Raw genomic sequence first — 25,825 nt, forward strand, 5'->3', positions numbered from 1 at the left:
TGGCCGTACTTACTTTTGAGCGGCCAGCACACCGTTTTGCAGCTGCACGCCGCCGTCAACGATGTGCAGGCGCGGATCTTTTCTTACTGTGGCAGCCACATCCTGCAACACCTCGACGGCCCCGCCGGAAACCACCAGCTCGCCTCCACCAGAGGCATCGGAGCTTGCGCTGCGGGTAACCCGCAGGACGGGCGATACCTCGACGAGACCTGACTTGGAACGTGTTCCATCCACGGCCTGTTGCATGGCGGCGTCGGCACCATCATCGGCGCCCCCCCTCCCAAGCGTTCCCGCCCGTGCGGGCACAGCTGTGACAGGCAAGGGAGTGATGGATGCCGTCAGCCCGGTCGGTTGCACCACCGTGTAGTTGGCCGCGTCAACCCCGCCCAGGGTATAGCCGGTCACGGTCACGGGCTTTGCGTTGCCCACATTCGCGTTGGCAAAAGCACCGCTGCCGCCGCTGACGCTAACCACGTCACCGACCAGGGCGGCTACGGCGGCGGTACCGCCCAAGGTGGCCGCAGTCGTTCCGTCAAAAACCTTGTTCTGCGCATTCACACCGGTGACAGCCAGGCTGGCCGGGGTGATGTTTGCCGTGACACCTGCAGGTTGCACCACGGTGTAATTGCCGGCGTCGGCTCCGCCCAGCGTATAGCCGGTCACCGTCACGACCTTGCCGTTGCCCGCGTTTTTGTTGGCAAAGGTGCCGCTGCCGGTGCCGCCCACAGTCACCACATCACCGCCCAAAGCCGTGACCCCCGCCGTTCCGTTAAGCGTGGCGGTAGTGGTGGTGTCGTAGACCTTGTTGTTGGCCCCGACGCCTGTAACAGCCAGGCTGGCCGGCGTGATGTTGGCTGCGAGGCCGGTGGGTTGCACCACGGTGTAGTTGCCGGCGTCGGCTCCGCCCAAGGTATAGCCGGTCACGGTCACGACCTTGCCGTTGCCCACATTCTTGTCAGCAAAAGTGCCGCTACCGCCACTCACACTCACCACGTCACCACCCAAAGCAGCCACAGCGGCTGTGCCATTGAGGGTGGCGGCAGTACCCGCGTCATACACCTTGCTGTTTGCCCCCACGCCCGTAACCGCCAGGCTGGCCGGTGTGATGTTGGCAGTCACTGCCGTAGGCTGCACCACGGTGTAGTTGCTGGCGTCGGCRCCGCCCAGTGTGTAGCCGGTRACSGTSACRGCTTTWCCRTTRCCCACGTTTTTGTTRKYRAARKTGCCGCTGCCGGTGCCGCCCACCGTCACGGTATCGCCGCCCAGRGCTGTGACAGCCGCCGTTCCGTTGAGCGTCGCTGTGGTCGTCGTGTCATACACCTTGTTGTTGGCGCCCACACCTGTGACTACCAGGCTGGCTGGCGTGATGTTGGCCGTGACAGCTGTGGGCTGCACCACGGTGTAGTTRCCGGCGTCTGCTCCGCTCAGCGTATAGCCGGTCACCGTCACGACCTTGCCATTGCCTACATTTTTGTTGGCGAAATTTCCGCTGCCGGTGCCGCCTACCGTCACGGTATCGCCACCCAGGGCCGTAACGGCTGCCGTTCCGCTCAGCGTCGCCGTCGTGGTGGTGTCATACACCTTGTTGTTGGCCCCCACGCCTGTGACCGCCAGGTTGGCCGGTGTGATATTGGCCGTGACGCCGGTGGGCTGCACCACGGTGTAGTTGCCGGCATCGGCTCCACCCAGTGTGTAGCCGCTGACCGTCACAGCCTTGCCGTTGCCCACATTCTTGTCGGCGAAGGTGCCGCTGCCACCGCCAACCGTCACGACATCACCGCCCAGGGCAACAACACCAGCGGTGCCATTGAGGGTAGCCGTGGTGGTGGTGTCATACACCTTGTTGTTGGCGCCCACACCTGTGACAGCCAGGCTGGCGGGCGTGATGTTGGCCGTGACACCTGTTGGCTGCACCACGGTGTAGTTGCCGGCRTCGRCGCCGCCCAGTGTGTAGCCGGTGACGGTGACGGCCTTGCCATTGCCCACATTCTTGTTGACAAAATTACCGCTGCCGGTGCCGCCCACGGTCACGGCATCGCCACCCAAAGCCGTCACCGCTGCTGTTCCGCTCAGCGTGGCCGTAGTGGTGGTGTCGTAGACCTTGTTGTTTGCGCTCACACCGCTGACAGCCAAGCTGGCCGGTGTGATGTTGGCGGTCAAGCTCGTGGGTTGCACCACGGTGTAATTGCCGGCGTCGGCACCGCCCAGCGTGTAGCCGGTGACGGTCACGGCCTTGCCATTTCCTACGTTTTTGTTGGCGAAGCTGGCGCTGCCGGCGCCGCCTACCGTCACCGTGTCGCCACCCAAGGCCGTCACCGCGGCTGTTCCGCTCAGCGTGGCCGCAGTCGTGGTGTCGTAGACCTTGTTGTTGGCATTCACGCCTGTGACCGTGAGGCTGGCGGGGGTGATGTTGGCGGTCAGCCCTGTGGGTTGGACCACGGTGTAATTGCCAGCATCGGCTCCGCCCAGCGTGTAGCCGGTGACCGTCACGGCCTTGCCGTTGCCCACATTCTTGTCGGCAAAAGCACCACTTCCACCGCCAACCGTCACGACATCACCCCCCAGGGCCGTAACAGCCGCCGTTCCGCTGAGCGTGGTGGCGGTCGTTGTGTCGTAGACCTTGTTGTTGGCGCCTACGCCGGTAACAGCCAGGCTGGCTGGCGTGATGTTCGCGGTCACCGCCGTGGGTTGCACCACGGTGTAGTTGCCGGCGTCCGCACCGCTCAGCGTATAGCCGGTGACGGTCACAGCCTTGCCGTTGCCCACGTTCTTGTTGGCGAAGCTGCCGCTGCCCGTGCCGGCCACGGCCACGACGTCACCGCCCAAGGCCGTGACGGCTGCCGTTCCGCTCAGCGTCGCCGTCGTGGTGGTGTCATACACCTTGTTGTTCGCGCCTACGCCGGTGACAGCCAGGCCAGCTGGCGTGATGTTCGCGGTCAGTCCCGTGGGTTGCACCACGGTGTAGTTGCCGGCATCGGCACCGCCCAGTGTGTAACCGGTGACAGTGACGGTCTTGCCGTTGCCCACATTCTTGTCGGCAAAGGTGCCGCTGCCACCGCCAACCGTCACCACATCACCGCTCAGGGCCGCGACGGCCGCCGCGCCATTGAGTGTGGCGGTGGTGGTGGTGTCGTAAACCTTGTTGTTTGCGCCTACACCCGTGACAGCCAGGCTGGCCGGCGTAATGTTGGCTGTGACGCCGGTGGGTTGAACCACGGTGTAGTTGCCGGCATCAGCGCCGCCCAGTGTGTAGCCGGTGACGGTGACAGTCTTGCCATTGCCAACATTCTTGTTGACGAAATTGCCGCTGCCGGTGCCACCCACCGTCACAGTATCGCCACCCAGGGCCGTAATGGCGGCTGTTCCGCTCACCGTGGCCGTGGTGGTGGTGTCATAGACCTTGTTGTTTGCACTCACACCCGTGACAGCCAGGCTGGCCGGTGTGATATTGGCGGTCACCGCAGTGGGCTGCACCACGGTGTAGTTACCGGCGTCTGCCCCACCCAGTGTGTAGCCGGTCACAGTCACCGCCTTGCCATTGCCCACATTCTTGTTGGCGAAGGTGCCGCTGCCGGTGCCGCCCACGGTCACGGTATCGCCACCCAGGGCCGTCACTGCCGCCGTTCCGTTCAGGGTGGCGGTGGCGGTGGTGTCGTAGACCTTGTTGTTTGCGCCTACACCCGTGACGGTCAAGCTGGCCGGTGTGATATTGGCGGTCAAGCTCGCGGGTTGCACCACGGTGTAGTTGCCGGCGTCGGCACCGCCCAGCGTGTAGCCGGTCACAGTCACCGCCTTGCCATTGCCCACATTCTTGTTGGCGAAGGCGCCATTGCCGGTACCGCCCACGGTCACGGTATCGCCACCCAAAGCCGTCACCGCTGCTGTCCCGCTCAGCGTCGCTGTGGTCGTTGTGTCGTAGACCTTGTTGTTTGCACTCACACCCGTGACAGCCAGGCTGGCCGGTGTGATGTTGGCTGTCACCGCCGTGGGCTGCGCCACGGTGTAGTTGCCAGCGTCGGCGCCGCCCAGTGTGTAGCCGGTGACGGTGACGGCCTTGCCGTTGCCCACGTTCTTATTGGCGAAATTTCCGCTGCCGGTACCGCCCACGGTCACGGTATCACCACTCAAAGCCGTCACCGCTGCTGTCCCGCTCAGCGTCGCTGTGGTGGTCGTGTCGTAAACCTTGTTGTTTGCACTCACACCCGTGACAGCCAGGCTGGCCGGTGTGATGTTGGCTGTCACGCCGGTGGGCTGCACCACGGTGTAGTTGCCRGCRTCGRCGCCGCCCAGTGTGTAGCCGGTGACGGTGACGGCCTTKCCGTTACCCACGTTYTTGTTGGCRAARKTKCCGCTGCCGGTRCCGCCCACSGTCACGGTATCACCACTCAAAGCCGTCACCGCTGCTGTCCCGCTCAGCGTCGCTGTGGTGGTCGTGTCGTAAACCTTGTTGTTTGCGCCTACGCCGGTAACCGCCAGGCTGGCCGGCGTGATGTTTGCCGTGAAACCTGTGGGTTGCACCACGGTGTAGTTGCCGGCATCGGCGCCGCCCAGCGTGTAGCCGGTCACGGTAACCACCTTGCCGTTGCCCACGTTCTTGTCTGCAAACCGGCCGATGCCCGTGCCGGCCACGTTCACCGTATCACCGGCGAAAGCTGCAACGCTGGCCGTGCCGTTGATGGTGGCGGCGTCGCTGGCGTTGTACACCTTGTTCTGGATCGTCACACCGCCAACGGCAAGGCTGGCCGGCGTGATGTTCGCGGTCAAGCCCGTGGGCTGTACGACGACATAGTTGGCGGCATCTGCGCCGCTCAGCGTGTAGCCGGTGACGGTCACGGCCTTGCCGTTGCCCACGTTCTTGTCGGCGAAAGCACCGCTGCCGGTGCCGGCGATGCTCACCGTGTCGCCGGCGATGGCTGTGACGCTGGCCGTGCCGTTGAGGGTGGCGGTGGTGCCGGCGTCATACACCTTGTTGTTTGCGCTCACGCCTGTGACAGCCAAACTGGCGGGATTGACTGTCAGCGTGCCATTGGCGTAACTGATGTCGTAGCCCTGCTGGTTGGAATACAGGCCGGAACCCGTCACCGTGTAGCTTCCGGCATTGACCGCGCCCTGGGCGGTTCCGCCGAAACTGATGCTTCCCGACAAGCTGCCGCAAGCCGTATTGGAGCAACTGATGCCGGTTCCGCCGTTCCAGGACAGCTTGTCGTAGGTCTTGCTGGTGCTGCCGACCGTGACCGTGGTGGCCTTCATGAGCGCCTTGAGCAGGGGACGGCTATTTCCCTCATAAATACGCCAGACGCTGGTGAAATCCCAGTTCGGGTTGACGTTGCCGTTGGCAGCCGTGGCCGAGCTGAAGTTGGCCTGTTGTTGCATCTGGGCTGTGGTCATGCCCATGCCGCCGCCCGAGCTGGTGGCCCGCCCAGTTGTGACGGTGTCCCAGAAACTGTTGTTGATGGCCGTTCCGGCGTCCCACATGCCGACCAGGCCGCCCAGGTCGTTGGCGCCGGTCACCGCGCCGGTCGCGTAGCTGTTGTTGATGGTACCGCCGGCATTGAACTTGAACCCGACCAGGCCGCCGACATAGCGGTTACCGGTCACCGCGCCGGTCGCATAGCTGTTATTGATAGCCGCAGAAGCTTCGCCATTGCTGTTCCAACGCCCCACCAGCCCGCCGACGGCCCGGCTGGTGCTGGTGACGTTGCCGCTTGCGTAACTGCCGCTGATGGTCGCGCTGTTGAGCATGTCGCCGACCAGACCGCCAGCCCACTGATCCGAGGCAGTGACGTTACCGGTGGCATAGCTGTTGATGATGTCCTCCTGGTTCCAACCGACCAGTCCACCCACGGAGAGCCCGCCGCTCACCGCACCACCGGCGTGACTGTTCGTGATGGTCCCCTGGCTCAACCCAACCAGCCCGCCAGCCTCGCTGCCGCTGCCCGTCACAGGTGTGTTGTCGGTGTAGCTGTTGTAGATCTTGCCGCCGAGCCATCCCGCCAGCGCGCCCACCTTGGTGCGGCCCGAGACACTGCCGCCGACCAGGCCCAGATTGTTGATGCGGCCAGAGTTGCTCACGCGGCCGAACAAGCCGATTTCGTCGGCGGTGGGCCGGTTGATGGACAGGCCATTGATGGAGTGGCCCAGGCCGTCCAGTGTGCCGGTGAACTGCGCCGCGCTGTTGCCCAGCGGCGTGAATCCACTCCCGGTGTTCCAGGTGCTGGTCGGCGATGCGTCGATGTCGGAACCCAGCACATAGCGCCCGTTGAGATTGCCGCTGATGCCCTGCAAATCGGTGCCGGTGGTGCTGGCTGCGGCACCAAGGTCGGTGATGACGGTATACGTGAAGGTGGTGCCGCTGCTGCCCTGTTTAGTGCTGAAATTGTTGCCCGCCGGCAGGTTGATCTTCGCGCCGTTGTTGAAGTTGTAGCCGGTACCGGTACCGGGCCCGGTGCCCTGGCCGTATTCCAGCGCCAGCTTGCCTGTGCCCGAGGCGTTGAGGTTGGCATTGATGTTGATGTTGTTCTGCGCGTTGAGCGTCAGCTGGTTGACGCTCCAACTCACCACGTTGTTGACGTTGACGTCGCCCGCCGTGCCCGTGTTCCCGCTGCTGCTCTGGATAACGACGTTGCCTGAGGCCAGGTTGGCACTCAGGGCCGCACCCGTGATGTTCCCGCCCGCAGCGGCGATGGTGAAGTCCACCGGGTCGATCAGCCAGGTGCCGCTTTGGCCCGCGGGGGCCGCCGTGGTGATCCGGGCACCGTCGGCAATGTTCACCTGCGCACCCGAGGTTTCCACAAAGCCGCCGTTGCCGCCGTTGGGCGCCGAGGCGTCCAGCGTGCCCGCAATGTTGGCGGTGCCGGCGGCCATGCCGCCCAGCAGGATGATGGTGCCGCTGCGGTTTTCCACCGTGCGCGCCTGGATCACCCCGGTGTTGTTGACTGCGCTGGCCAGCAGGGAATCCTTGGCACCGGCGCTCATAAGCGCCTGCCCGCCGTCAGCCAGAATCAACCCGCCGTTCTCGGCCAGGCTGTTAAGAACGCTCTGGTCCACCTCGACCTTGAGCAGCTGGTTGCCCTGGAAGGTCAAAGTAGCCGCGCTGCCTGCCGCCAGCGCCACGCTGCCCTGCGGGGCGTTGATAGTGCCCTGGTTGCGCACGGTATTGCCGACCAGTGCAACGTAGCCACCCTTGGCTGCATTGATGGTGCCCTGGTTGACCACACTGCCTGCGCCTGCGCCGCTGAAGCTGCGCTTTCCGCTGCTCAGGTCGGCATCCTTGACATCCAGCGTTGACGCCACCAGCCCGCCCACATTGACCTGGGCGCCGGCGCCAAACAGGATGCCGTTGGGGTTGATCAGGAAGACCTGCCCGTTGGCATTGAGCTGACCCAGGATCTGGCTGCCATGGGTGTCCAGGATGCGGTTGACCGCGATCGCGCTGGCCGAAGGCTGCACGAAGTTGACGCTTTCCTGCGCGCCTACGTTAAAGCTCTTCCAGGTCAGCGAAGCGTTCTGGCTGGATTGATTGATGGTGGTGGCGGAGCCGCTCTGCGAGATGCTGGCTGCGCCCGACGTGACCTGCCCGTCTACCGGGCCGGCCTGCGCTGTTGCTGCTCCCAGCAGCAAAACGGCCGTTACCGGCTTGCGCAGGGTCCATCTGCCTGAGGCGCTACCGGCCATCCGTCCCAGTGCATCAAAAAACGGCGGCGCCGCGGTAGGTGCACGCTGGCCGATAATTGTTACAAATTGAGCTGCCGTACGCGCATTTTTCGAACTTTTTTTGTGCATTTTTCACATCCCGCGAGTCCCCTTGCGTCAGCCGGTTGCAAGAAAGAGGCACTCGATGTGATGGTATTCACAAAGGAAACCCGGCACATCGGGTTAAAAAAAGTTCTTTTTGCAGTTAATAGAAACGTGCTCCAGGTCGACCAAGTTAGTTGCAATTTGTTACCGCTTTGGTTGTAACATTCGACCGCAGCGCCGTTGCCAAAAAAAGACACCCAAAATGAGAAAACGGGCTGCCATGGTGGCAACCCGTTCATTTCAGGCGGTCAATGGCATTTATTGCGTTGCGCCCGCGCGGCTGGCGTACTCACTGATCGCGCAGGCCAATTGCTACTGTCGGGTAGTGCAAACGAAGCCGCAACTCCTGCTTCAGGCGGGTGTTGTCCAGCCGGCGCGACTCGCTCATGAAGCTCAGCAGCATCAGCGGCAACTCTTCCTGTGCCGAGCCCCGTGCCAGGCGCGGCGGCCGCGGCAGGCCATAGAGGTCCGCCGCCAGGTCGAAATAGTCGCCCATCTTCAGCTGCGTGTCGTCGCTGGCGTTACTGGCGCGCTGGGGCTTGCCGCGCCACAGCGCCGCCAGGCAGGCACGGGCCAGGTCGTCGGCGTGGATATGGTTGGTGTAGACGTCGTCTTCGGCACGCAGTACAGGCGTGCCCTTGAGCAACCTGCCACGCGGCGTACCGCCTTCGCGGTCGGGCGCATAGATGCCCGGGATGCGCAGCAGGTGCACACGGGTGCCGGTGGCCCGGCCAAAAAGCCGCAGATGCGCCTCGGCATGTAAACGCCGCTGGGCACGCGGTGTGTGGGGCTTCAATGGCCGCGTCTCGCGCACCCACTCGCCGCCACAGTCGCCATACACCCCGCTGGTAGAGCCATACACCAGGGACTGCGGCAGGCTGCGCAGGCGCAGGGCGCGCAGCAACGCCAGCGTACGTGGGTCCGTACGCCAGTCGGGCTGGTCGCCGGGTGGCGGCGCCAGGTGCACCACCCGTGTAGCCAGCCCCGCCAGGCGCCGCAGAGAGGCAGCGTCGTCCAGGTTGCCCTGCAGCGGCGTGATGCGCTGTGCGCGCAAGGCCGGCGAGCGCTCCGGCGACGAGGTCAGCGCCATCAGGCGGATATTGCGCGGCAGCAGCCGGGCCACACGCAGGCCCACATCACCGCAGCCAACGATCAAAATCCGCTCGCGGCGGAAGCGGAAAGGCAGTGCGCCTAAGGGGTTCAGGTTTGAGGGCAAAATTGGGGGTTGCCGGGAAACCGGCCGAGTCGAGAACAGATACCGCAAGGATACCGAATATGAGCTTTACCGTGACCGTGCAACCCAGTGGCCGGACATTCATCGCCGAGGCGGATGAACCGCTGCTGGCAGCCGCCATTCGCCAGGGCATTGGCCTGCCCTATGGCTGCAAGGATGGCGCCTGCGGCTCCTGCAAGTCCAAAAAGCTGGAGGGCACCGTCCTCCATGGCGCGCACCAGGTCAAGGCCATGTCACCCGAGGAAGAGGCGAACGGCTTCATCCTGACCTGCAGCGCCAGGGCGACGAGCGATATCGTCCTCGAATCACGCCACGTCACCGATGAAAGCGCCTTCCCGGTCAAGAAGATGCCGGTGCGCATCAACAGCCTGGCCAAGGCCTCGCACGACGTGATGGTGGTGCGCCTGCAATTGCCGGCCAGCGATGTGTTCAAGTACCACGCTGGCCAGTATGTGGAGTTTTTGCTGCGCGACGGCGACCGCCGCGCGTATTCGATGGGCAACGCACCACACACCCAGGCCAACAACCCGGGCGTAGAGCTGCACATTCGCCACATGCCGGGCGGCAAGTTCACCGAGCACGTATTCGGCCCCATGAAAGAAAAAGAAATCCTGCGCATCGAAGGCCCCTTTGGCAGCTTTTACCTGCGCGAAGACAGCGACAAACCCATGGTGCTGCTGGCATCGGGCACCGGCTTTGCGCCCATCAAGGCGCTGATTGAGCATCTGCAACACAAAGGCATCACGCGCCCTGCCGTGCTGTACTGGGGCGGCCGCCGCCCGGCCGATTTGTACATGGACGAATGGGTCAAGGCCAAGGCAGCGGAAATGCCGAATTTGCGCTACGTGCCGGTGATTTCCAATGCCCTGCCCGAGGACAACTGGACGGGCCGCACCGGCTTCGTCCACCAGGCCGTGCTGGAAGATTTTTCCGACCTGTCGGGCCACCAGGTGTATGCCTGCGGCGCGCCCATCGTGGTGGATTCGGCCAAGGCGGCTTACACGACTGCAGGATTGCCGGAGGACGAGTTTTATGCCGACTCTTTTGTGACTGAAAAAGAAAAAGCGCAGGCAACCGTGCCCGCCGAGACCTGAACGGCGCACACACACCCGACAAACAAGAAGAAAAAAGAAGTGCCCCGGCTGATGCGTCAGCCGGGGCATTTTTATGGGAATGCGCTCCGGCTCATGAAAAGCCGGGTTCGCTGCAAGCCGGCGAGGCCTGATTATTTGCAACAATACGAAGCATGAACATTCGACCCGTTTCCCTCCTCACTTCCCTGCCCGGCAAATGCCTGGGTGCTCTTTTGATTGCCGGCATGGCACTGTCGGCCCCTCTGTCGCACGCCCAGCCCAAGGTCATGCGCATCATCGTGCCGTATGCCCCCGGTGGCCCGATCGACGTGACGGCCCGCCTGATGGCCGAACGCGTCAAGGACACGCTTGGCCCGGTCATCATTGAAAACAAACCCGGCGGCGGCGGCAACATCGGCGTCGACGCCATCGCCAAGGCGCAACCCGACGGCATGACGATCGGCATTTCCGCTGTCGCCACCCACGCCATCAACCCCTGGCTTTACAGCAGGATGCCGTACAACGCGGCCACCGACTTTGCGCCCATCACGCAGCTGGTGCGCGTGCCCAATGTGCTGGTGATCAACGCCGACTCCGCGCGGCGCCTGAACATCAACTCGCTGGGCGATCTGATCAAGTACGCCAAAGCCAACCCGGCCAAGCTCAATTACGCCAGCGGCGGTAACGGCAGCGCCGGGCACCTTGCCGGCGAAATGTTCAAGGCGCAGGCCGGCATCTTTGCGCTGCACATTCCCTACAACGGCGGCAACCCGGCGCAACTGGCGCTGCTGAGCGGCCAGGTGGACTACAACTTTGACAACCTGGCCACGGCATCGGCCAACATCAAGGCCGGCAAGCTCAAGGCGCTGGCAGTCACCACAGCGAAGCGCAGCGCCATGCTGCCCGATGTGCCCACCGTGGCCGAAACGCTCAAGGGTTTTGAGATCGACACCTGGTGGGGACTGGTGGCGCCTGCGGGCACCCCGAAAGACGTGATCGCCAAACTCAACCAGGCATTCGTCGCCGCGCTGAATTCACCCGAAGCCAAAACCCGCTTTGCCACACTGATGGCCGAACCCGTAGGCAACACGCCCGAGCAGTTCGGCGCCTTCATGAAAAGCGAAATGGCGAAGTATGAAAAAGTGGTGAAGGCGTCAGGCGCGAAGGTGGATTGAAATAGGTCCACCCCCTTCCAGGCTCACTGCGTGTAGCCTGTTCCCCCCTCAGGGGGCGGCGCCTGGGGCCGGCGAAGCCGGACCCTCGGCCCCCACTGGTGAAATACCTTCATCACTGGTCGTACCCACCGAATTCTTCAAGCCAGCGGGTGCCGCGGAACCGGCTTTGCCGGGCCGCTGGCGCGGTCCCCTGCAAGGGGAAAAGAGCTACACGCAGTGAGCTCGATAGGGGTGTGCCAATTTTTCGGCTTTGCCGGGCCGTAGGCGCAGCGGCCCCCTCGGGGGGCAGGAAGCTACACGCAGTGAGCGACCGTGGGGGCTCAACGCGTGACTCGATCCCCGTATCGAATGCTCTTCAGGGAACCGCCCTCAAACAGCAGCATGGTCATGAACTGCCCGTAACCCGGGTTGTAAGTCCACTCTTCCACCTGCTGGCAGGTGTTGACCGTCACGTTGGTCGTGGTGCTGGCGGTGGAACCTGCGGTATTTGGCGTCACGACGGTCGAGCTGGACACGGTGTCAGGCGTGGCTTTGCAGAACGTGTCTTTCATGACGGGCTCGCCGCATTTCTGCAGGATCGTGCCTTTGGAATTGCCGATCTGCGCGAGGTCGCCCTTGCAGCGCAGTGACTGGGCCGAAGCCCCGGTGAAAAAGGATGAGGCCAGAAAGGCGAACATCACGACAGCAGTGCGGACAACATACTGGTTCATTTTTGGCTTCCCCAAGGTTCAACAAGGGTGCGCGTGGTGCGTACCCTTCGAACTTTATGCGTAAATATTAGGCGCCGCAAGGCATTTATGCCCTCGCGCTGGTTCGCCAGATTTGGTGGAAACGTACGTCCCGCAATGCCTGCCGGAGTGCGGGACGCCTGGTTACTCGCCGAGGTAAGCGGCCCTCACGCGCGGGTCGTTCAGAAGGTCTTTCGCGTCACCGTTCATGGTGACGTTGCCCGACTCCATGACGTAGCCGCGGTTGGCAATGCCGAGTGCGCGGCTGGCGTTCTGCTCGACCAGCAGCACCGTCACGCCGCGGGCTGAAACGTCCTTGACCACTTCGAAGATCTTGTCGACCATGATGGGCGAAAGGCCCATGGAGGGCTCGTCCAGCAGCAGCACCTTGGGGCGGCTCATCAATGCGCGGCCCATGGCCAGCATCTGCTGTTCGCCGCCCGACATGGTGCCGGCCAGCTGGTCCTTGCGCTCACGCAGTCGGGGGAAAAGTACGAACATCTTTTCCATGTCTTCGGCGATGTCCGCCTTGTCGCTGCGAATGTAGGCGCCCATCTGCAGGTTTTCGGTGATGGTCATGCGGGTGAACACGCCGCGGCCTTCCGGCACCATGGCCAGGCCTTCTTTGACCAGATCCCAGGCGCCGCGGCCCTTGATGCTCTTGCCCAGGTATTCAATGTCGCCGCCCAGCATCGGCAGCGTGCCGGTGATCGCTTTCATGGTGGTGGTCTTGCCGGCGCCGTTGGAGCCAATCAGGGTGACCAGTTCGCCGTCGTTGACTTCGAAGTCAACGCCCTTGACCGCCTGGATGCCGCCGTAGGCGACCTTCAGGCCGGTCACTTTAAGGAGTGTGTTTGCCATGTTCTTGCTTTCCTTCAATGACCTGTGCCCAGATAGGCGGTGATCACTTTTTCGTCTTTTTGTACGTCCGCGGGCGCGCCTTCGGCGATCTGCTTGCCGTAGTCGAGCACGGTGACCCGGTCGCACAGGCCCATGACCAGCTTCACGTCGTGTTCGATCAGCAGGATGGTGCGGTTGTCCTTGCGGATCCGGTCGATCAGTTCGCGCAGCTGCACTTTTTCGGTCGCGTTCATGCCGGCGGCCGGCTCGTCCAGCGCAATAAGCTGCGGGTCGGTCGCGAGAGCCCGGGCAATTTCGAGGCGGCGCTGGTCGCCGTAGCTCAGGGTGCGCGCCTTGAAGTCGGCGTATTTGCCGATGCCGACATAGTCCAGCAGCTCCTGCGAGCGCTTGGCGATGGCGGCTTCTTCGTGCTTGAAACCGGGGGTGCGCAGCACGGCGCCAATCAGGCCCGAGCTGGTACGGATATGACGGCCGACCATGACGTTTTCGAGGGCGGTCATGTCGGCAAACAGACGGATGTTCTGGAAGGTACGGGCAATGCCGGCCTTGGCCACTTCGTGGACCGCCGTCGGCTTGTAGGGCTTGCCGGCGAGCTCGAAGGTGCCGCTGTCGGGCGTGTAAAGGCCCGTCAATACATTGAAGAAGGTGGTTTTACCGGCGCCGTTGGGGCCGATCAGGCCATACACCTGGCCACGCTCGATATGGATGCCGACATCGGAAAGGGCCTGCAAACCGCCGAAGCGCTTGGAGACACCCGAGACTTTAAGAATGGTTTCGCTCATGTCCATTCTCCTTAGGGGTTGATTGACTGGATAGGGTCCGGGCCGACGGGCTTGTTCAGCGACTTGCCGTGCTCGGAAGCGGGCCACAGGCCGCGCGGACGCATCAGCATGACACTGATCATGGCCAGCGCGATCAGCAGCTGACGCAGGATGGCGGAGTCAAGCCGGCCGTCGGTCATGGCCTGCAGCGGGCCGGCCACATGGCGCAGCACTTCAGGCAAGGCCGCGAGCAGCAAGGCACCCAGAATGACGCCGGGCAAATGGCCGATGCCACCCAGCACCACCATGGCGACGATCATGACCGACTCCATCAGGCTGAAGGATTCGGGAGATACAAACCCCTGGAAGGCGGCAAACATGGAGCCTGACACACCGCCGAAAGTGGCGCCCATGCCGAAGGCCAGCAGCTTCAGGTTGCGGGTGTTGATGCCCATGGCCTTGGCGGCGATTTCGTCTTCACGGATCGCCATCCAGGCGCGGCCGATGCGGGAGTTTTCCAGGCGGTGGCAAACCACAACCGAGACGATCACCAGCACCAGGAAGAGGTAGTAGTACATCGACACCGAGTTGACTTCGAAGCCGAAAAACTCATGCGGCTTGCCCAGGTCGAAGCCGAAGAACTTCATCGAGTCGATCTGGTTGATGCCCTTGGGACCGTTGGTCAGGTTGATGGGGCGGTCCAGGTTGTTCAGGAACACGCGGATGATTTCACCGAAGCCCAGTGTCACGATGGCGAGATAGTCGCCACGCAGCTTGAGGGTCGGTGCGCCCAGCACAACGCCAAAGAATCCGGCGAGGGCCGCTGCGGCCGGGATGATCGCCCAGATCGGCAAATGCAGCCCGTTCGGAAACTGCGCTGCAATCCAGGGAAAGGCGTCGGCCAGGTGCGGCGAGCCGAGCAGCGCGAACAGGTAGGCGCCGACCGCGAAGAAGGCAACGTAACCCAGGTCCAGCAGGCCGGCGTAACCAACCACGATGTTCAGGCCCAGGGCCAGCAGCACATACAGCAGCGCCATGTCGACAATCCGCACCCAGGCGTTGCCGCCCTGCTGCAGGATCAGGGGCAGCACCAGCAGCGCCGCCGCGACGATCAGGAAGGTAATGAGTTTTTTCGATTTGACAGAATTCATGAATGTTCTCCTTGTGTACCGGATGGACGCGGCGTCACGCCCGGTCCGCTACACGCTCACCCAGCAAGCCCGACGGCCGCAGCGTGAGCACAAAAATCAGCACGATGAAAGCAAAGATGTCGGAGTACTGGCTGCCCAGCACGCCGCCCGTTAGCGGGCCGATGTAGCCGGCGCCGATGGATTCGATCAGGCCCAGCAAAATGCCGCCGAGCACCGCGCCGCCCAGGTTGCCGATGCCGCCGAACACAGCCGCCGTGAAGGCCTTGAGGCCGGGCAGGAAGCCCATGGTGTGCTGCACCGTCCCGTAGTTGGAGGCGTACATGACGCCGGCCAGCGCGGCGAGGATGGCGCCGATGATGAAGGTGGCCGAGATGACAGTGTCGGGCCGCACGCCCATCAGTGCCGCGACGCGGGGGTTTTCAGCGGTGGCACGCATCGCGCGGCCCAGCTTGGTGTAATGCACCAGCCACATGAGCACGGAAAGGGAGACAACGGTTGCGCCCAGGATGAAGAGCTGGGTCACGGTGATGACGGCACCGCCGACCTGGAAAGGCTCGGAAGGCAACAGCGTGGGATAGGGTTTGTAGTTGGGCTTCCAGATGATCATGGCCAGGGTCTGCAGCAGCAGCGACATGCCGATGGCGGTGATCAGCGGGGCCAGTTTGGGAGAGTTTCGCAAGGGCCGGTAGGCGATTTTCTCAATCGCGAAATTGAGGGCGCCGCACACCACAAAGGCGATCAGCAGCGAAATCAGCAAAATAATCCAGCCTGGCGTGCCCGGCATGGAATCCTGCATCAGGCCGATGATGGTCCAGCTGGTCAAAGCCCCCACCATCAGTACTTCGCCGTGTGCGAAGTTGATCAGGTTGATGATGCCGTACACCATCGTGTAGCCCAAGGCGATCAAGGCATACATGCTGCCCAGCACCAGACCATTGATGATCTGCTGTAGCAATATTTCCATAACTCACTCTCCGTCCGTTTGATGAAATTGCCAACTCTGCCTGGCGACCGCCAGCTGCCGGGATCACCGGCGGCTGGCGCGAGTTAACAAAAAGCCCGCCTATCAAAGCCGGATGGCTGGTGAAGTTGGCGAGCTAATCCGCAAATTGTAGCCAAGCGTCTCTAGCGAGAATCGAGCCAGCGGTGCGGTTTTCGCGGGGTTTACCCTTGAGGGAGTGTATTTTCGGGGCTGGATCAGCCTTTATCAGCGGCTTTTGTTTTTTATTAGCCTTTCTTATTGTTCTTAATTTTCAACTCATTTAACTTATCAGCTATGCGTATCTCCAGCCCCCTGTTGACGGGGCGATAGAAACCTGGAGGTGACATGCCTTCCGGAAAATAATTCTCACCCGCGGCAAAGCCGTCCTCCTCGTCGTGGGCGTAACGGTAGTTTTTGCCGTAATCCAGCTGTTTCATGAGCTTTGTTGGTGCATTGCGCAAATGCAGAGGCACCGGGCGGGTGCCGTCTTTGGCGATGAAAGCCTTGGCCTCGTTGAAGGCCTTGTAGACGGCATTGGACTTGGGCGCGACTGCCAGATAGATAACGCACTGGGCCAGCGCCAGCTCGCCCTCGGGGGAACCGAGGCGTTCGTAGACTTCCGCAGCATCCAGCGCCATGCGCAAGGCACGCGGGTCGGCCAGCCCGATGTCTTCGCTGGCCATGCGCACCAGCCGACGCGCCATGTAGCGCGGTTCGGCGCCGCCGTCGAGCATGCGCATGAACCAGTAGAGCGCCGCGTCGGGGTCTGAGCCGCGCACCGACTTGTGCAGGGCGGAAATGGTGTCGTAGAACTGTTCGCCGCCCTTGTCGTAACGGCGCAGGCGTTCGCCCAGTACCTTGAGCAGCCAGGCGTCGGTGACCTCGGTGACTTTCTCGGCCTTGGCCGCCACGCTGAGGGACTCCAGCGTGTTCAAGAGGCGGCGGGCGTCGCCGTCGGCATAGGAAACCAGCCTGTCAACGGCCTCATCTGCTATGGTTTCTATAGCTGGTAGCGCCCGTTCCGCAAGCACCTTGGCCACTATTTTCTTGAGATCCGCTTCACCCAGCGGCTGCAATACGTACACCACCGCGCGCGAGAGCAAGGCCGAGTTCACCTCGAACGATGGGTTTTCAGTGGTGGCGCCAATGAAGGTGAAAAGGCCGCTTTCCACATGGGGCAAAAATGCGTCCTGCTGGCTTTTGTTGAAGCGGTGTACCTCATCGACGAACACAATCGTGCGCTTGCCGCCCTGCCCCTGCCAGACAGACGCCTGCTCGACTGCCTCCCGGATGTCCTTGACGCCGCCCAGCACGGCGGAAATAGTGATGAAGTGAGCATCAAAACTGCTCGCCATGAGCCGCGCGATGGTGGTCTTGCCGACGCCGGGCGGGCCCCAAAGGATGCAACTGTGCGGCTGTCCCGATTCGAACGCGATGCGCAGTGGCATGCCTTCACCCAGCAGGTGCTGCTGACCGATCACTTCGCCCAGGTTTTGGGGGCGCAAGCGTTCGGCCAGTGGCTGGTGGGAGGATTTGGTGGCCATGAGTCTTTGCGTTGTCCCGCCTTGAGCACCTGACGCTTCGCGGGCGGCACCGGCGCCGTGTTACCCGTCTTTACTGCTTGATCACATCCGCCTTGGGGGGCGGTACGAAGCGAAACGTATCGGCTGGCAGGCTGGGGTTGACTTCGACCTTGCTGAAGCTCAACACGGAGCGCTGCCCGAAGCTGTCGAGGATTTCAAGCGCAGCGAGGCCTGACGACTTTTCGCCGGGGCGAAAGCCCACACGCACGGTCTGCAGTTGCCCATCTTTGGCCTTGGGCGTGGCAACTACCCACTGCAGACCGCCGGCGTCGGGCGCCGCAGCCAGGGTGAAATCGGCCTGCAGCGCGCGCAAATCAGGAGCCGCAGCGATCAAGGCAGCTGGCGTCGAGCCCAGCGCGCTGGACTGCTTGCGCGAGGTGACCTGGTTGAGGTCTGCGTCGTAGAGCCACAAGGTCTGGCCATCGGCCACGATGGTTTGCTCAAAAGGCTTTTTATAGACAAAGCGGAAACGGTTGGGCCGCGAAAACTCAAACGTACCGTTCGACGTCTTGCTGCGTGCAGCCTGGCCGTCCTTGCCCGGCGCCGTCACCACCTGGGTGAACTCGGCGCGGCCGCTGCTGACGGTCTTCACGAAAGTTTCGAGGCTTTCCAGGCCATTGGCCCATACAGGATGGGCGCAAGCAGCTATCAAAACAGTAGCAAAATATTTCTTCATGATCGTCACTCCGCCCGCGAGGGCACCAGGATTTCGCGCTGACCGCTGCCACTCATGGCACTGACCAGCCCGGCTTTTTCCATGTCTTCGACCAACCGCGCCGCGCGGTTGTAGCCGATCTTGAGGTGACGCTGCACCAGCGAAATGCTGGCCTTGCGGTTCTTCAGTACAACTTCCACGGCCTGGTCGTACATCGGGTCTTTTTCACCACCGCCGTTGCCGCCACTGCCGCCATCACCCAGCAAGTCGCCGTCCTCGCCATCGACGGTACCGCCTTCGAGCACGCCTTCGATGTAATTGGGTTCGCCCTGCTGCTTGAGGTAGGCCACCACGCGGTGCACTTCGTCATCACTCACAAACGCACCATGCACCCGAATTGGAAAGCCTGTACCACTCGGCATGTAAAGCATGTCACCCATTCCTAACAAAGCCTCGGCGCCCATCTGGTCAAGAATGGTCCGGCTGTCGATCTTGCTGCTGACCTGGAAAGACAGGCGGGTGGGAATATTGGCCTTGATCAGGCCGGTAATCACATCCACGCTTGGCCTCTGGGTAGCCAGCACCAGGTGGATGCCGGCAGCCCGGGCTTTTTGCGCCAGGCGGGCAATCAGCTCTTCAATCTTCTTGCCGACCACCATCATCAGGTCGGCCAGCTCGTCGATCACCACCACGATGTAAGGCAGGCGCTCCAGCGGCTCGGGCTGCTCGGGCGTGAGGCTGAAGGGGTTGTAGATGAATTCGCCCTTGGCCTTGGCCTCGTCGAGTTTGGCGTTGTAGCCAGCCAGGTTGCGCACGCCCAGCTTGCTCATGAGCTTGTAGCGTTTTTCCATTTCGGCCACACACCAGTTCAGGCCGTGGGCGGCCTGGCGCATGTCGGTCACGACCGGCGCCAGCAAATGCGGAATGCCTTCATAGACACTCATCTCCAGCATCTTGGGGTCGATCAGCAGCAGCCGCACGTCACGTGCATCGGCCTTGTAGAGCAGGCTCAGGATCATGGCGTTGATGCCGACCGACTTGCCCGAGCCGGTGGTACCGGCCACCAGGCAGTGCGGCATCTTGGCGAGGTCAGCCACCACCGCAGCGCCGCTGATGTCCTTGCCCAAGCCGATGGTGAGCATGGACTTGGCTTCGTTGTAGACCTGTGAACCCAGGATTTCACTGAGCTTGATGGACTGGCGCTTGGCGTTGGGCAGCTCCAGCGCCATGTAGTTTTTGCCGGGAATGGTTTCGATCACGCGAATGGAAACCAGGCTGAGGGCGCGCGCCAGGTCTTTGGCCAGGTTAACGACCTGCGAACCCTTCACACCCGTCGCCGGCTCGATTTCATAACGGGTGATGACGGGGCCTGGCGCAGCGGCCACGACACGCACCTCGACGCCGAAATCTTTCAGCTTTTTCTCGATCAGCCGCGAGGTCATTTCCAGCGTCTCGGGGGCCACGGTCTCCTGGCGCGTCAACGCACCATCGAGCAGGTCAACCTGCGGCAGCTTGGAGTCGGGCATCTCACTGAAGAGCGGTTTTTGCCGTTCTTTTGCCACGCGCTCGCTTTTGGGAATGTCCACGAGCACGGGCTCGATCAGGACCGGCACCGGGTGGTGCTCTTCAATCTCGATACGCTCGTCTATCAAGGTCTCTTCGCGCTCACGCGCAGCCAGTTTGCCGAAGGCGAGGTCTTCGGCAATTTCGCGCTTTTCGCGACGGGAGTCAATCAGGTTGTCAATCCACGCGCCAACACGCAGGGCCACATGCCCCCAGGAAAAGCCAAATACGGCGGACACGGCGATAACGCCGAGCGCAATGAAGACCAGGCCTGAGCCAGCAAAACCCAGCCATTTCTCGCCCTGCGTTCCAGCCAGGTAACCCAGCACGCCGCCAGCGTGACCGGGCAATCTGAATTCAAAACGGTACAGCCGTGACCATTCCAGCGCCGCGCTGGCCAGCAAAAGCAGGAGCAGGCTCAGCCAAAACCGGATCCGGCCGGCGGAGTGGGAAGAATCGGGAGCAAGGGGTTCGCCGCGAAGCCAGCGCGCCAATGAAGACAGCCAGACCTGTGCGCCTGCCGCCAATGCCCACCAGACGGAAAAGCCCAGCAGGAAATAGCTCGCATCTGCCAGCCATGCGCCCAGGCGGCCACCCCAGTTGCGGGCCGCAGCTTGGGCGCCGCCCAGGATGTCCGCGGTACCGGATGTTGACCAGGCAGCGTCTTGCGGTGAATAGCTGAGCAATGCCGCGAGCCAGAAAATCAGGCCGAGCAGACCCAGAATCAGGCTGACTTCATGGGCAAAGCGTTTGATGCCGCTGGGCGCGCCCACGGCTGGGGAATTTCTGGAGTTCAGGGTATCGAGTGAGTAAGTCATGGCCCGGCTAGTACTGCAAGCCGGAAGTAGCGAGACAAAATGAAAGGGATGGATTCGTGCCCAAGGCAAGGCGCGAGCCGCAGCGAAGGCTATATGCCTTCGCAAGGCTTGCAACGCCGCCATAGGTACGAAGACGCGCATTCATGTTTCGATATTTCCGGGTTGCAGTACCAAGCTTACCGCAGTTGGGTAAGGGCTTTGAGGGAGCGCCAGAGACGCCAAACCGTACGGCAGGGTCTGTCAGGGCACTATCCCAGCGTATGAAGACGCTCTTTCACCAAAAGCGAGCCATCGTCGCGGGTTTCGATGAATCCGCGCTCTTCAAGATCCTTCATCACCCGGCTGACCATTTCGCGCGAAGCGCCGACCATCTTGGCCAGATCCTGCCTGGAAACCTTGTCGCGGATCACGGCATTTCCGCTGCCGTCTTCATTGGCGAATTCGAGCAATGCCCTGGCCACACGGCCATACACATCCATCAGGGCCAGCGACTCAATCTGCCGGTCTGCATGGCGCAGTCGCTGGACCAGCCCCTTCAGCACGGCATAGGCCATGGAGCTGTTTTCCGGAAGGCAACGTGCAAACTCCAGGCGGCCCAGAATCAGGGCATCAGTCTGGATCTCGGCACGCACCGTGGCGGAGTGAGGTTCATTGTCGATCAGGCTCATTTCACCCACGTAGTCACCAGGGTGCATGGTGGCCAGAATGACCTCGCGGCCCCGGGAATCTGTGGTGATAACGCGTGCGCGGCCAGTCAGGATGATGGAAAGGGCGTTGGATTTTTTGCCCTGCTCCACGATAGGCTCGCCGCGCTTGAACCGGCGCTTGACCACGGTATCGGCGACCGATGCAGCCTGGCTGGCAGTCAACACGGAAAAAAGCGGGACCCGGCGAATCAATTCCAGGTTAGACACCATCGTTGTCATAGCAGATATCTCCCAACCTCACATCGGACGGCTAGTCGTGTGAGTTCTTACAATGGCACGCAATCTCATAAGAAATCAAATGCCTGAAAAGTACCAGCAGCTGTTTTTACTTGACGCTGCACTTATGCGGCATGACTCTACATGAGTTCTTACACTTTCCCAATCAGTTTTTCATCATGAAACATTCCAGAGTCCTCATCCTCGGTTCAGGGCCTGCGGGTTATACCGCAGCCGTCTACGCAGCGCGCGCCAATCTCAACCCGGTATTGATCACCGGCATTGCGCAAGGCGGTCAGCTCATGACCACCACTGAGGTCGACAACTGGCCGGCCGACGTGCATGGCGTGCAGGGGCCCGACCTGATGCAGCGCTTTCTGGAGCACGCCGAGCGCTTCAAGACCGAGATTATTTTTGACCACATCAACAAGGTCGACTTCAGCAAACGCCCCTTTACCCTGACGGGCGACAGCGGGACTTACACCTGCGACTCGCTGATCATCGCTACCGGTGCCTCCGCCAAGTACCTGGGCCTGGAGTCGGAGACGGCATTCATGGGCCGCGGCGTTTCCGGCTGCGCCACCTGTGACGGCTTCTTCTACCGCGGAGAAGAGGTCTGCGTGGTGGGTGGCGGCAACACCGCCGTCGAAGAGGCACTGTATTTATCCAACATCGCCAGCAAGGTCACGCTGGTACACCGCCGCGACAAATTCAAGGCCGAAGCCATCCTGATCGACAAACTGCACGAAAAAGTGGCCGCAGGCAAGATCGAACTCAAACTGCACCACACGCTGGAGCAGGTGCTCGGTGACGCTTCAGGGGTGACAGGCGTCCGCCTGAAGAGCACAAACAGCGATGCCTCGCAGGACATCACCCTCAAAGGCTGTTTTATCGCGATCGGCCACCAGCCGAACACAGACATCTTTGCAGGGCAGCTGGAAATGAAAGACGGCTATATCATCACCAAAACCGGGCTGCAGGGGTTTGCCACCATGACCAGCGTTCCGGGCGTCTTCGCTGCCGGCGACGTGCAGGACCATATTTACCGCCAGGCAATTACCAGTGCCGGAACAGGCTGCATGGCGGCGCTGGATGCCCAGCGCTTCCTGGAGCAAGGCTCCTAAAAGCCAGAGGAAGCGCTGACTTCCTCTTTTGTCTCTTTTTTCCAGCTCTTTTGCCGCCCTGCCGAGGCTCTCAATCGGCGGAATTGGAACAAATCAGTTTTCAGGCTATAATCTATGGCTTAGCTGGGCATTTGCAGGTCTGTCTCGTGCAGATTTACCCTTTGCCAGCATCCGATTTCTAATTTTTTACGGAGAGTGCTCATGGCACGCGTCTGTCAGGTAACGGGCAAAGGCCCGATGGTGGGAAACAATGTTTCTCACGCAAACAACAAAACCAAGCGCCGGTTCATGCCTAATCTGCAGTACCGCCGCTTCTGGGTTGAAAGCGAAAACCGCTGGGTGCGCCTGCGCATCACCAGCGCTGGTCTGCGCTTGATCGACAAAAAAGGCATCGATGCGGTCCTGGTGGACCTTCGTGCCCGCGGTGAAGTCTAAGGAGAAGCATCATGGCTAAAGGCGCACGCGAAAAAATCAAGCTGGAATCGACTGCCGGTACGGGTCATTTCTACACGACCACCAAAAACAAGAAAACCACGCCCGACAAGATGCTGATCATGAAATTTGATCCCAAGGCACGCAAGCACGTGGAATACAAAGAAATCAAGCTGAAATAAATAGTTACGAATCCGTGCCTAGTTAAAAACTACCCGCTCGGTCGGCACACCCAGAAAAAAAGGACACCTCGGTGTCCTTTTTTTCTGGGATCTAGAAAGCAAAACTCCCACCAAATAAGCAGGTTGCCACGTGGCTTGTTTGAATCCTGTCGAAATCTGGTCCACATAAGCCCATTTTTGGTTTAAGTCTTACCACCAAGGCGGCGCACCACGCACAGCGCCACAACGCAATCATCTGGCAAGCCACATCCGCAGCCAACTCAGGCTAACTCCAAGAGCAGAGCCATCGACGGAAATTTATAGACTATTTCCAAAATAGGGCCAGAAGGTTATGACACCGGTTGCCGCTGCTGCACAAGCCGCAATCAACACGCCGCCGGCGGCAATATCCTTTGCGCATTTGACTGCCAATGAATATTGTGGCGACACAACATCGCAGAGCGACTCCACTGCAGTGTTCATGGCCTCTGCCATCCAAACCATGGTCATCGCACCAATCAGCCAGCGCCAATCGCCGGCGTCCACTCGGCACCAAGCGGCCAATCCCGTCACCAGCATTGTGGCGATTAGATGCAGCCATGCGTTGTGCTGTGTTTTAAGCATCAAAGCAATCCCCTCGAAGGCATAACCAAAGCTCTTGAGGCGTGCGACCAGAGTGAATCGTTGCGGCGCGCGGGCATAAGGGACTTCTTTCATTTCCCGTCCTTCCTATTTACCAACCGCCAAGCCTGGGCAACACATGAACGTCGAACAGTGCACACCTGCATAACCTGCAACCCATACAAGCAGCCCCATACCGTGGCCATCAAAATACAGCAACCCATCACAGCGCGCCGGCCGGCTCCAGCGTCAAACAGGTGCGCCCAGCAAGCGGAATCTGCAAGCACACATTTCCCGTGTCGTCAGCCAGAACCTGCGTCAGGCATGCGCCTGTGACCCGATAAGGTGCTAACGGACGCAAGCCCGACACGCCCAAGCTCTTAATGCCATCGCCGGCTCCGCCGTACAGCACCGCTTGCAAAGAGCTGCTTACAGCATCGGAGTGCGCAGATGCGACCAGCACATCGGGATAGGACAGGGGTTCCAACCTGGGACCTTTTGATGAAAGTGGGTTGTTGATCAAGTCTCGAAAACTGTCGCGCCCTCCGGAGTGCGCCATCAGCTCGACGCCATGCGCCCATACCGAGGCCTTATTCCTGTGAGCGACCCCATGACTGAGAGTAGTTGGACACTCGCGCTCCAGGGCATCCATGCAGTTTTGATACACACACTCATCGCCCAACTCTGCCGCCGCCAAGGCCGTCACTGCGTAGGCACTGCCTCTTGAGAAACCATAGTTTCCTGTGTCGATGGGCCAGAATTCACTGCGTCGTAGTCGCTCATGACCATCGAACAGCTGACGTCTCAACAACAGCCATTGGCGACGCGCCAAGTCAGGTTCCAGCGCATTCAAAAAGTAGCAGGGCATCGCGAGGGGCATTGCGCCACCAATGGCGGGCAAGGCCAATCCCGTATACGTAGAACGGCATGGCACGTAGCGACCCGTACCATCCAGAAACTCCGCCTCCAGCTGCCGGCGAAACTCTGACGCGTGACCGGCCCATTTCATCTGACCGTACCGCGCATCGTGGGCACGCAATGCCGCGGCCCCCATTGTGTTGCACAGGGGATAGACCCAGTTGGGCTCGCAGGCCATCAAATAGAAGGGTGAACGTTCGTATTCTTTTTCCAACCTGGACAGCAAGGACTCAAAACTGTGTTCGTAGCGTTTTCCGTTCGGGTGCACCAGCGTAAAGGCACCTTTTTTCGAAAATTCCTGACTTCCTGTGCTGGCCTGGAACAGGGCCATCTGCAGCGCCACGAAGCCCGTGTACATGATGTTTTCACGGACCGTAGGGTCGGAGTTCCATCGGAAGTTTCCCCATAGATTTTCCAGCGACCAGTAGGCCCATGCGCGATGCTGTGTCTGCTTGTTCAGCAGCTTGCTTTGCGCGTCGCTCATGTACCCGCCTAACGCAGGCGTGAAGCGTGCCTGCGTCAAGGCAATGCCATAAGCCAGAAAGTTGACTTGATAGCGAAGCGCCGCCGTCTGAAATTGATCGCGTTGCTCGAATCCGGAAAATTTATCTAAAGGTTGCAGAGCCCGATCGAGTGCGAACCTCACACGATGCAGATGCGCCAAAGACATTTCCGGTTTTTTCCTTGGTGATTGGGCTGTGAAGATCGTGTCCAATCGAGCCGTTTGTCGGATCAAGTAGTCGTTATCGATGCGCCTTTGCCGGCCTGAAAACATAAACCAGGCCAGCATCGACAGGTAGCCTGCTGCAGCAAACAGCATGAGCGCGTAGTACACATTAATTACCACCCCTGGCTGAATTGCGCCATGGTTCATGCTCGCGGCCCAAAATGCCGAACCGAGCCATACAAACGGAGGCAGCAACACGTTGCCCGTGCCAAACCAGACCAACAGCGCCAACGCCAAGGCACCAACCGAACACAGCCACGCGGCTATATGACCTATGCCACCGCCTGTGCAGATATCAGCATGCGCCAGAAATCCACCGCCCGGCACCATCAACCCCAAGCCGAAAATCTGCAAGGCATCCTGATGCGCGAAAAGCAGCAAAGCCGAGCCGCCCGTAACGAGCAGCAGATACAGTTTTAGAAGCCGGACAGTCTTTCTTGTCGTCACCGGGCCGAAAATTCTTGTGTATGGCGGAAGAGTAGCGACGCTACAGATTGAACTCACAGACCGACCTTTCTTCGAATGAAAACACCAGATT

At 61.1% G+C, this 25,825-nt stretch carries 18 protein-coding genes; 5 read left to right on the forward strand and 13 right to left on the reverse strand.

The window, feature by feature from the left end:
* Nucleotides 1-9: 9 nt before the first annotated feature.
* Entirely contained in the window at nucleotides 10-7,782 is a 7,773-nt protein-coding gene (locus AC1DYQ_RS05105; protein ID WP_477685876.1) for a YDG domain-containing protein, read from the reverse strand.
* 304 nt (nucleotides 7,783-8,086) lie between these two features.
* A complete protein-coding gene (locus tag AC1DYQ_RS05110; protein ID WP_477685877.1) occupies nucleotides 8,087-9,013 on the reverse strand; it encodes an SDR family oxidoreductase in 927 nt (308 codons plus the stop codon).
* 59 nt (nucleotides 9,014-9,072) lie between these two features.
* Between AC1DYQ_RS05110 and AC1DYQ_RS05115 the strand changes: the two genes are divergently transcribed.
* Together AC1DYQ_RS05115 and AC1DYQ_RS05120 are read left to right on the forward strand one after the other, a co-directional pair.
* Nucleotides 9,073-10,125 (forward strand): CDP-6-deoxy-delta-3,4-glucoseen reductase, encoded by a 1,053-nt coding sequence (locus AC1DYQ_RS05115; RefSeq protein ID WP_477685878.1) that lies wholly within the window; start codon nucleotides 9,073-9,075, stop codon nucleotides 10,123-10,125.
* A 152-nt stretch (nucleotides 10,126-10,277) separates the two neighbouring features.
* Nucleotides 10,278-11,279 (forward strand): Bug family tripartite tricarboxylate transporter substrate binding protein, encoded by a 1,002-nt coding sequence (locus tag AC1DYQ_RS05120; protein WP_477685879.1) that lies wholly within the window; start codon nucleotides 10,278-10,280, stop codon nucleotides 11,277-11,279.
* A 320-nt stretch (nucleotides 11,280-11,599) separates the two neighbouring features.
* Here the strand turns inward: AC1DYQ_RS05120 and AC1DYQ_RS05125 are convergent, their stop codons facing one another.
* The 9 genes from AC1DYQ_RS05125 to AC1DYQ_RS05165 all read right to left on the reverse strand — a co-directional run bounded on the left by AC1DYQ_RS05125 (nucleotide 11,600) and on the right by AC1DYQ_RS05165 (nucleotide 21,307).
* Nucleotides 11,600-11,989, reverse strand: a complete 390-nt coding sequence (locus AC1DYQ_RS05125) for a DUF2845 domain-containing protein (RefSeq protein ID WP_477685880.1) — start codon at nucleotides 11,987-11,989, stop codon at nucleotides 11,600-11,602.
* A 162-nt stretch (nucleotides 11,990-12,151) separates the two neighbouring features.
* A complete protein-coding gene (locus AC1DYQ_RS05130; protein WP_477685881.1) occupies nucleotides 12,152-12,868 on the reverse strand; it encodes an ABC transporter ATP-binding protein in 717 nt (238 codons plus the stop codon).
* 14 nt (nucleotides 12,869-12,882) lie between these two features.
* On the reverse strand, nucleotides 12,883-13,650 hold the full coding sequence (locus tag AC1DYQ_RS05135) for an ABC transporter ATP-binding protein (protein ID WP_477685882.1): 768 nt from the start codon (nucleotides 13,648-13,650) through the stop codon (nucleotides 12,883-12,885).
* Nucleotides 13,651-13,661: 11 nt separating this feature from the next.
* Complete coding sequence (locus tag AC1DYQ_RS05140) at nucleotides 13,662-14,780, reverse strand: ABC transporter permease subunit (protein ID WP_457279486.1); 1,119 nt, start codon at nucleotides 14,778-14,780, stop codon at nucleotides 13,662-13,664.
* A gap of 34 nt (nucleotides 14,781-14,814) precedes the next feature.
* The gene (locus tag AC1DYQ_RS05145; protein ID WP_457279487.1) at nucleotides 14,815-15,744 is read right to left on the reverse strand and encodes a branched-chain amino acid ABC transporter permease; all 930 of its coding nucleotides are present in this window, start codon (nucleotides 15,742-15,744) and stop codon (nucleotides 14,815-14,817) included.
* 263 nt (nucleotides 15,745-16,007) lie between these two features.
* Nucleotides 16,008-17,306: a replication-associated recombination protein A gene (locus AC1DYQ_RS05150; protein ID WP_477685883.1), complete on the reverse strand. Its 1,299-nt coding sequence runs from the start codon at nucleotides 17,304-17,306 to the stop codon at nucleotides 16,008-16,010.
* A gap of 70 nt (nucleotides 17,307-17,376) precedes the next feature.
* Nucleotides 17,377-18,021: an outer membrane lipoprotein periplasmic chaperone LolA gene (gene lolA, locus AC1DYQ_RS05155; protein ID WP_477685884.1), complete on the reverse strand. Its 645-nt coding sequence runs from the start codon at nucleotides 18,019-18,021 to the stop codon at nucleotides 17,377-17,379.
* 5 nt (nucleotides 18,022-18,026) lie between these two features.
* Nucleotides 18,027-20,381 carry a DNA translocase FtsK gene (locus tag AC1DYQ_RS05160; RefSeq protein WP_477685885.1) on the reverse strand — a complete coding sequence of 785 codons (2,355 nt, stop codon included), beginning with the start codon at nucleotides 20,379-20,381 and terminating at the stop codon, nucleotides 18,027-18,029.
* A 248-nt stretch (nucleotides 20,382-20,629) separates the two neighbouring features.
* Nucleotides 20,630-21,307, reverse strand: coding sequence for a Crp/Fnr family transcriptional regulator (locus AC1DYQ_RS05165; RefSeq protein WP_431097946.1), 678 nt, complete (start codon nucleotides 21,305-21,307; stop codon nucleotides 20,630-20,632).
* A gap of 176 nt (nucleotides 21,308-21,483) precedes the next feature.
* On the opposite strand from AC1DYQ_RS05165, the gene trxB reads away from it, so the two are divergent.
* The 3 genes from trxB (at nucleotide 21,484) to rpmG (ending at nucleotide 23,042) form a co-directional block, all read left to right on the forward strand.
* Nucleotides 21,484-22,428 (forward strand): thioredoxin-disulfide reductase, encoded by a 945-nt coding sequence (trxB, locus tag AC1DYQ_RS05170; protein WP_457279492.1) that lies wholly within the window; start codon nucleotides 21,484-21,486, stop codon nucleotides 22,426-22,428.
* Between the two features lie 201 nt (nucleotides 22,429-22,629).
* Nucleotides 22,630-22,863 (forward strand): 50S ribosomal protein L28, encoded by a 234-nt coding sequence (gene rpmB, locus AC1DYQ_RS05175; protein WP_293403299.1) that lies wholly within the window; start codon nucleotides 22,630-22,632, stop codon nucleotides 22,861-22,863.
* 11 nt (nucleotides 22,864-22,874) lie between these two features.
* A complete protein-coding gene (gene rpmG, locus AC1DYQ_RS05180) occupies nucleotides 22,875-23,042 on the forward strand; it encodes a 50S ribosomal protein L33 (protein ID WP_007863188.1) in 168 nt (55 codons plus the stop codon).
* 297 nt (nucleotides 23,043-23,339) lie between these two features.
* Here the strand turns inward: rpmG and AC1DYQ_RS05185 are convergent, their stop codons facing one another.
* Both AC1DYQ_RS05185 and AC1DYQ_RS05190 read right to left on the reverse strand, forming a co-directional pair.
* Nucleotides 23,340-23,738, reverse strand: coding sequence for a diacylglycerol kinase family protein (locus AC1DYQ_RS05185; RefSeq protein WP_477685886.1), 399 nt, complete (start codon nucleotides 23,736-23,738; stop codon nucleotides 23,340-23,342).
* Between the two features lie 127 nt (nucleotides 23,739-23,865).
* Nucleotides 23,866-25,734 (reverse strand): linalool dehydratase/isomerase domain-containing protein, encoded by a 1,869-nt coding sequence (locus AC1DYQ_RS05190; RefSeq protein WP_477685887.1) that lies wholly within the window; start codon nucleotides 25,732-25,734, stop codon nucleotides 23,866-23,868.
* Between the last annotated feature and the right edge of the window lie 91 nt (nucleotides 25,735-25,825).

The organism is Polaromonas sp. P1_F4 (assembly GCF_056405675.1).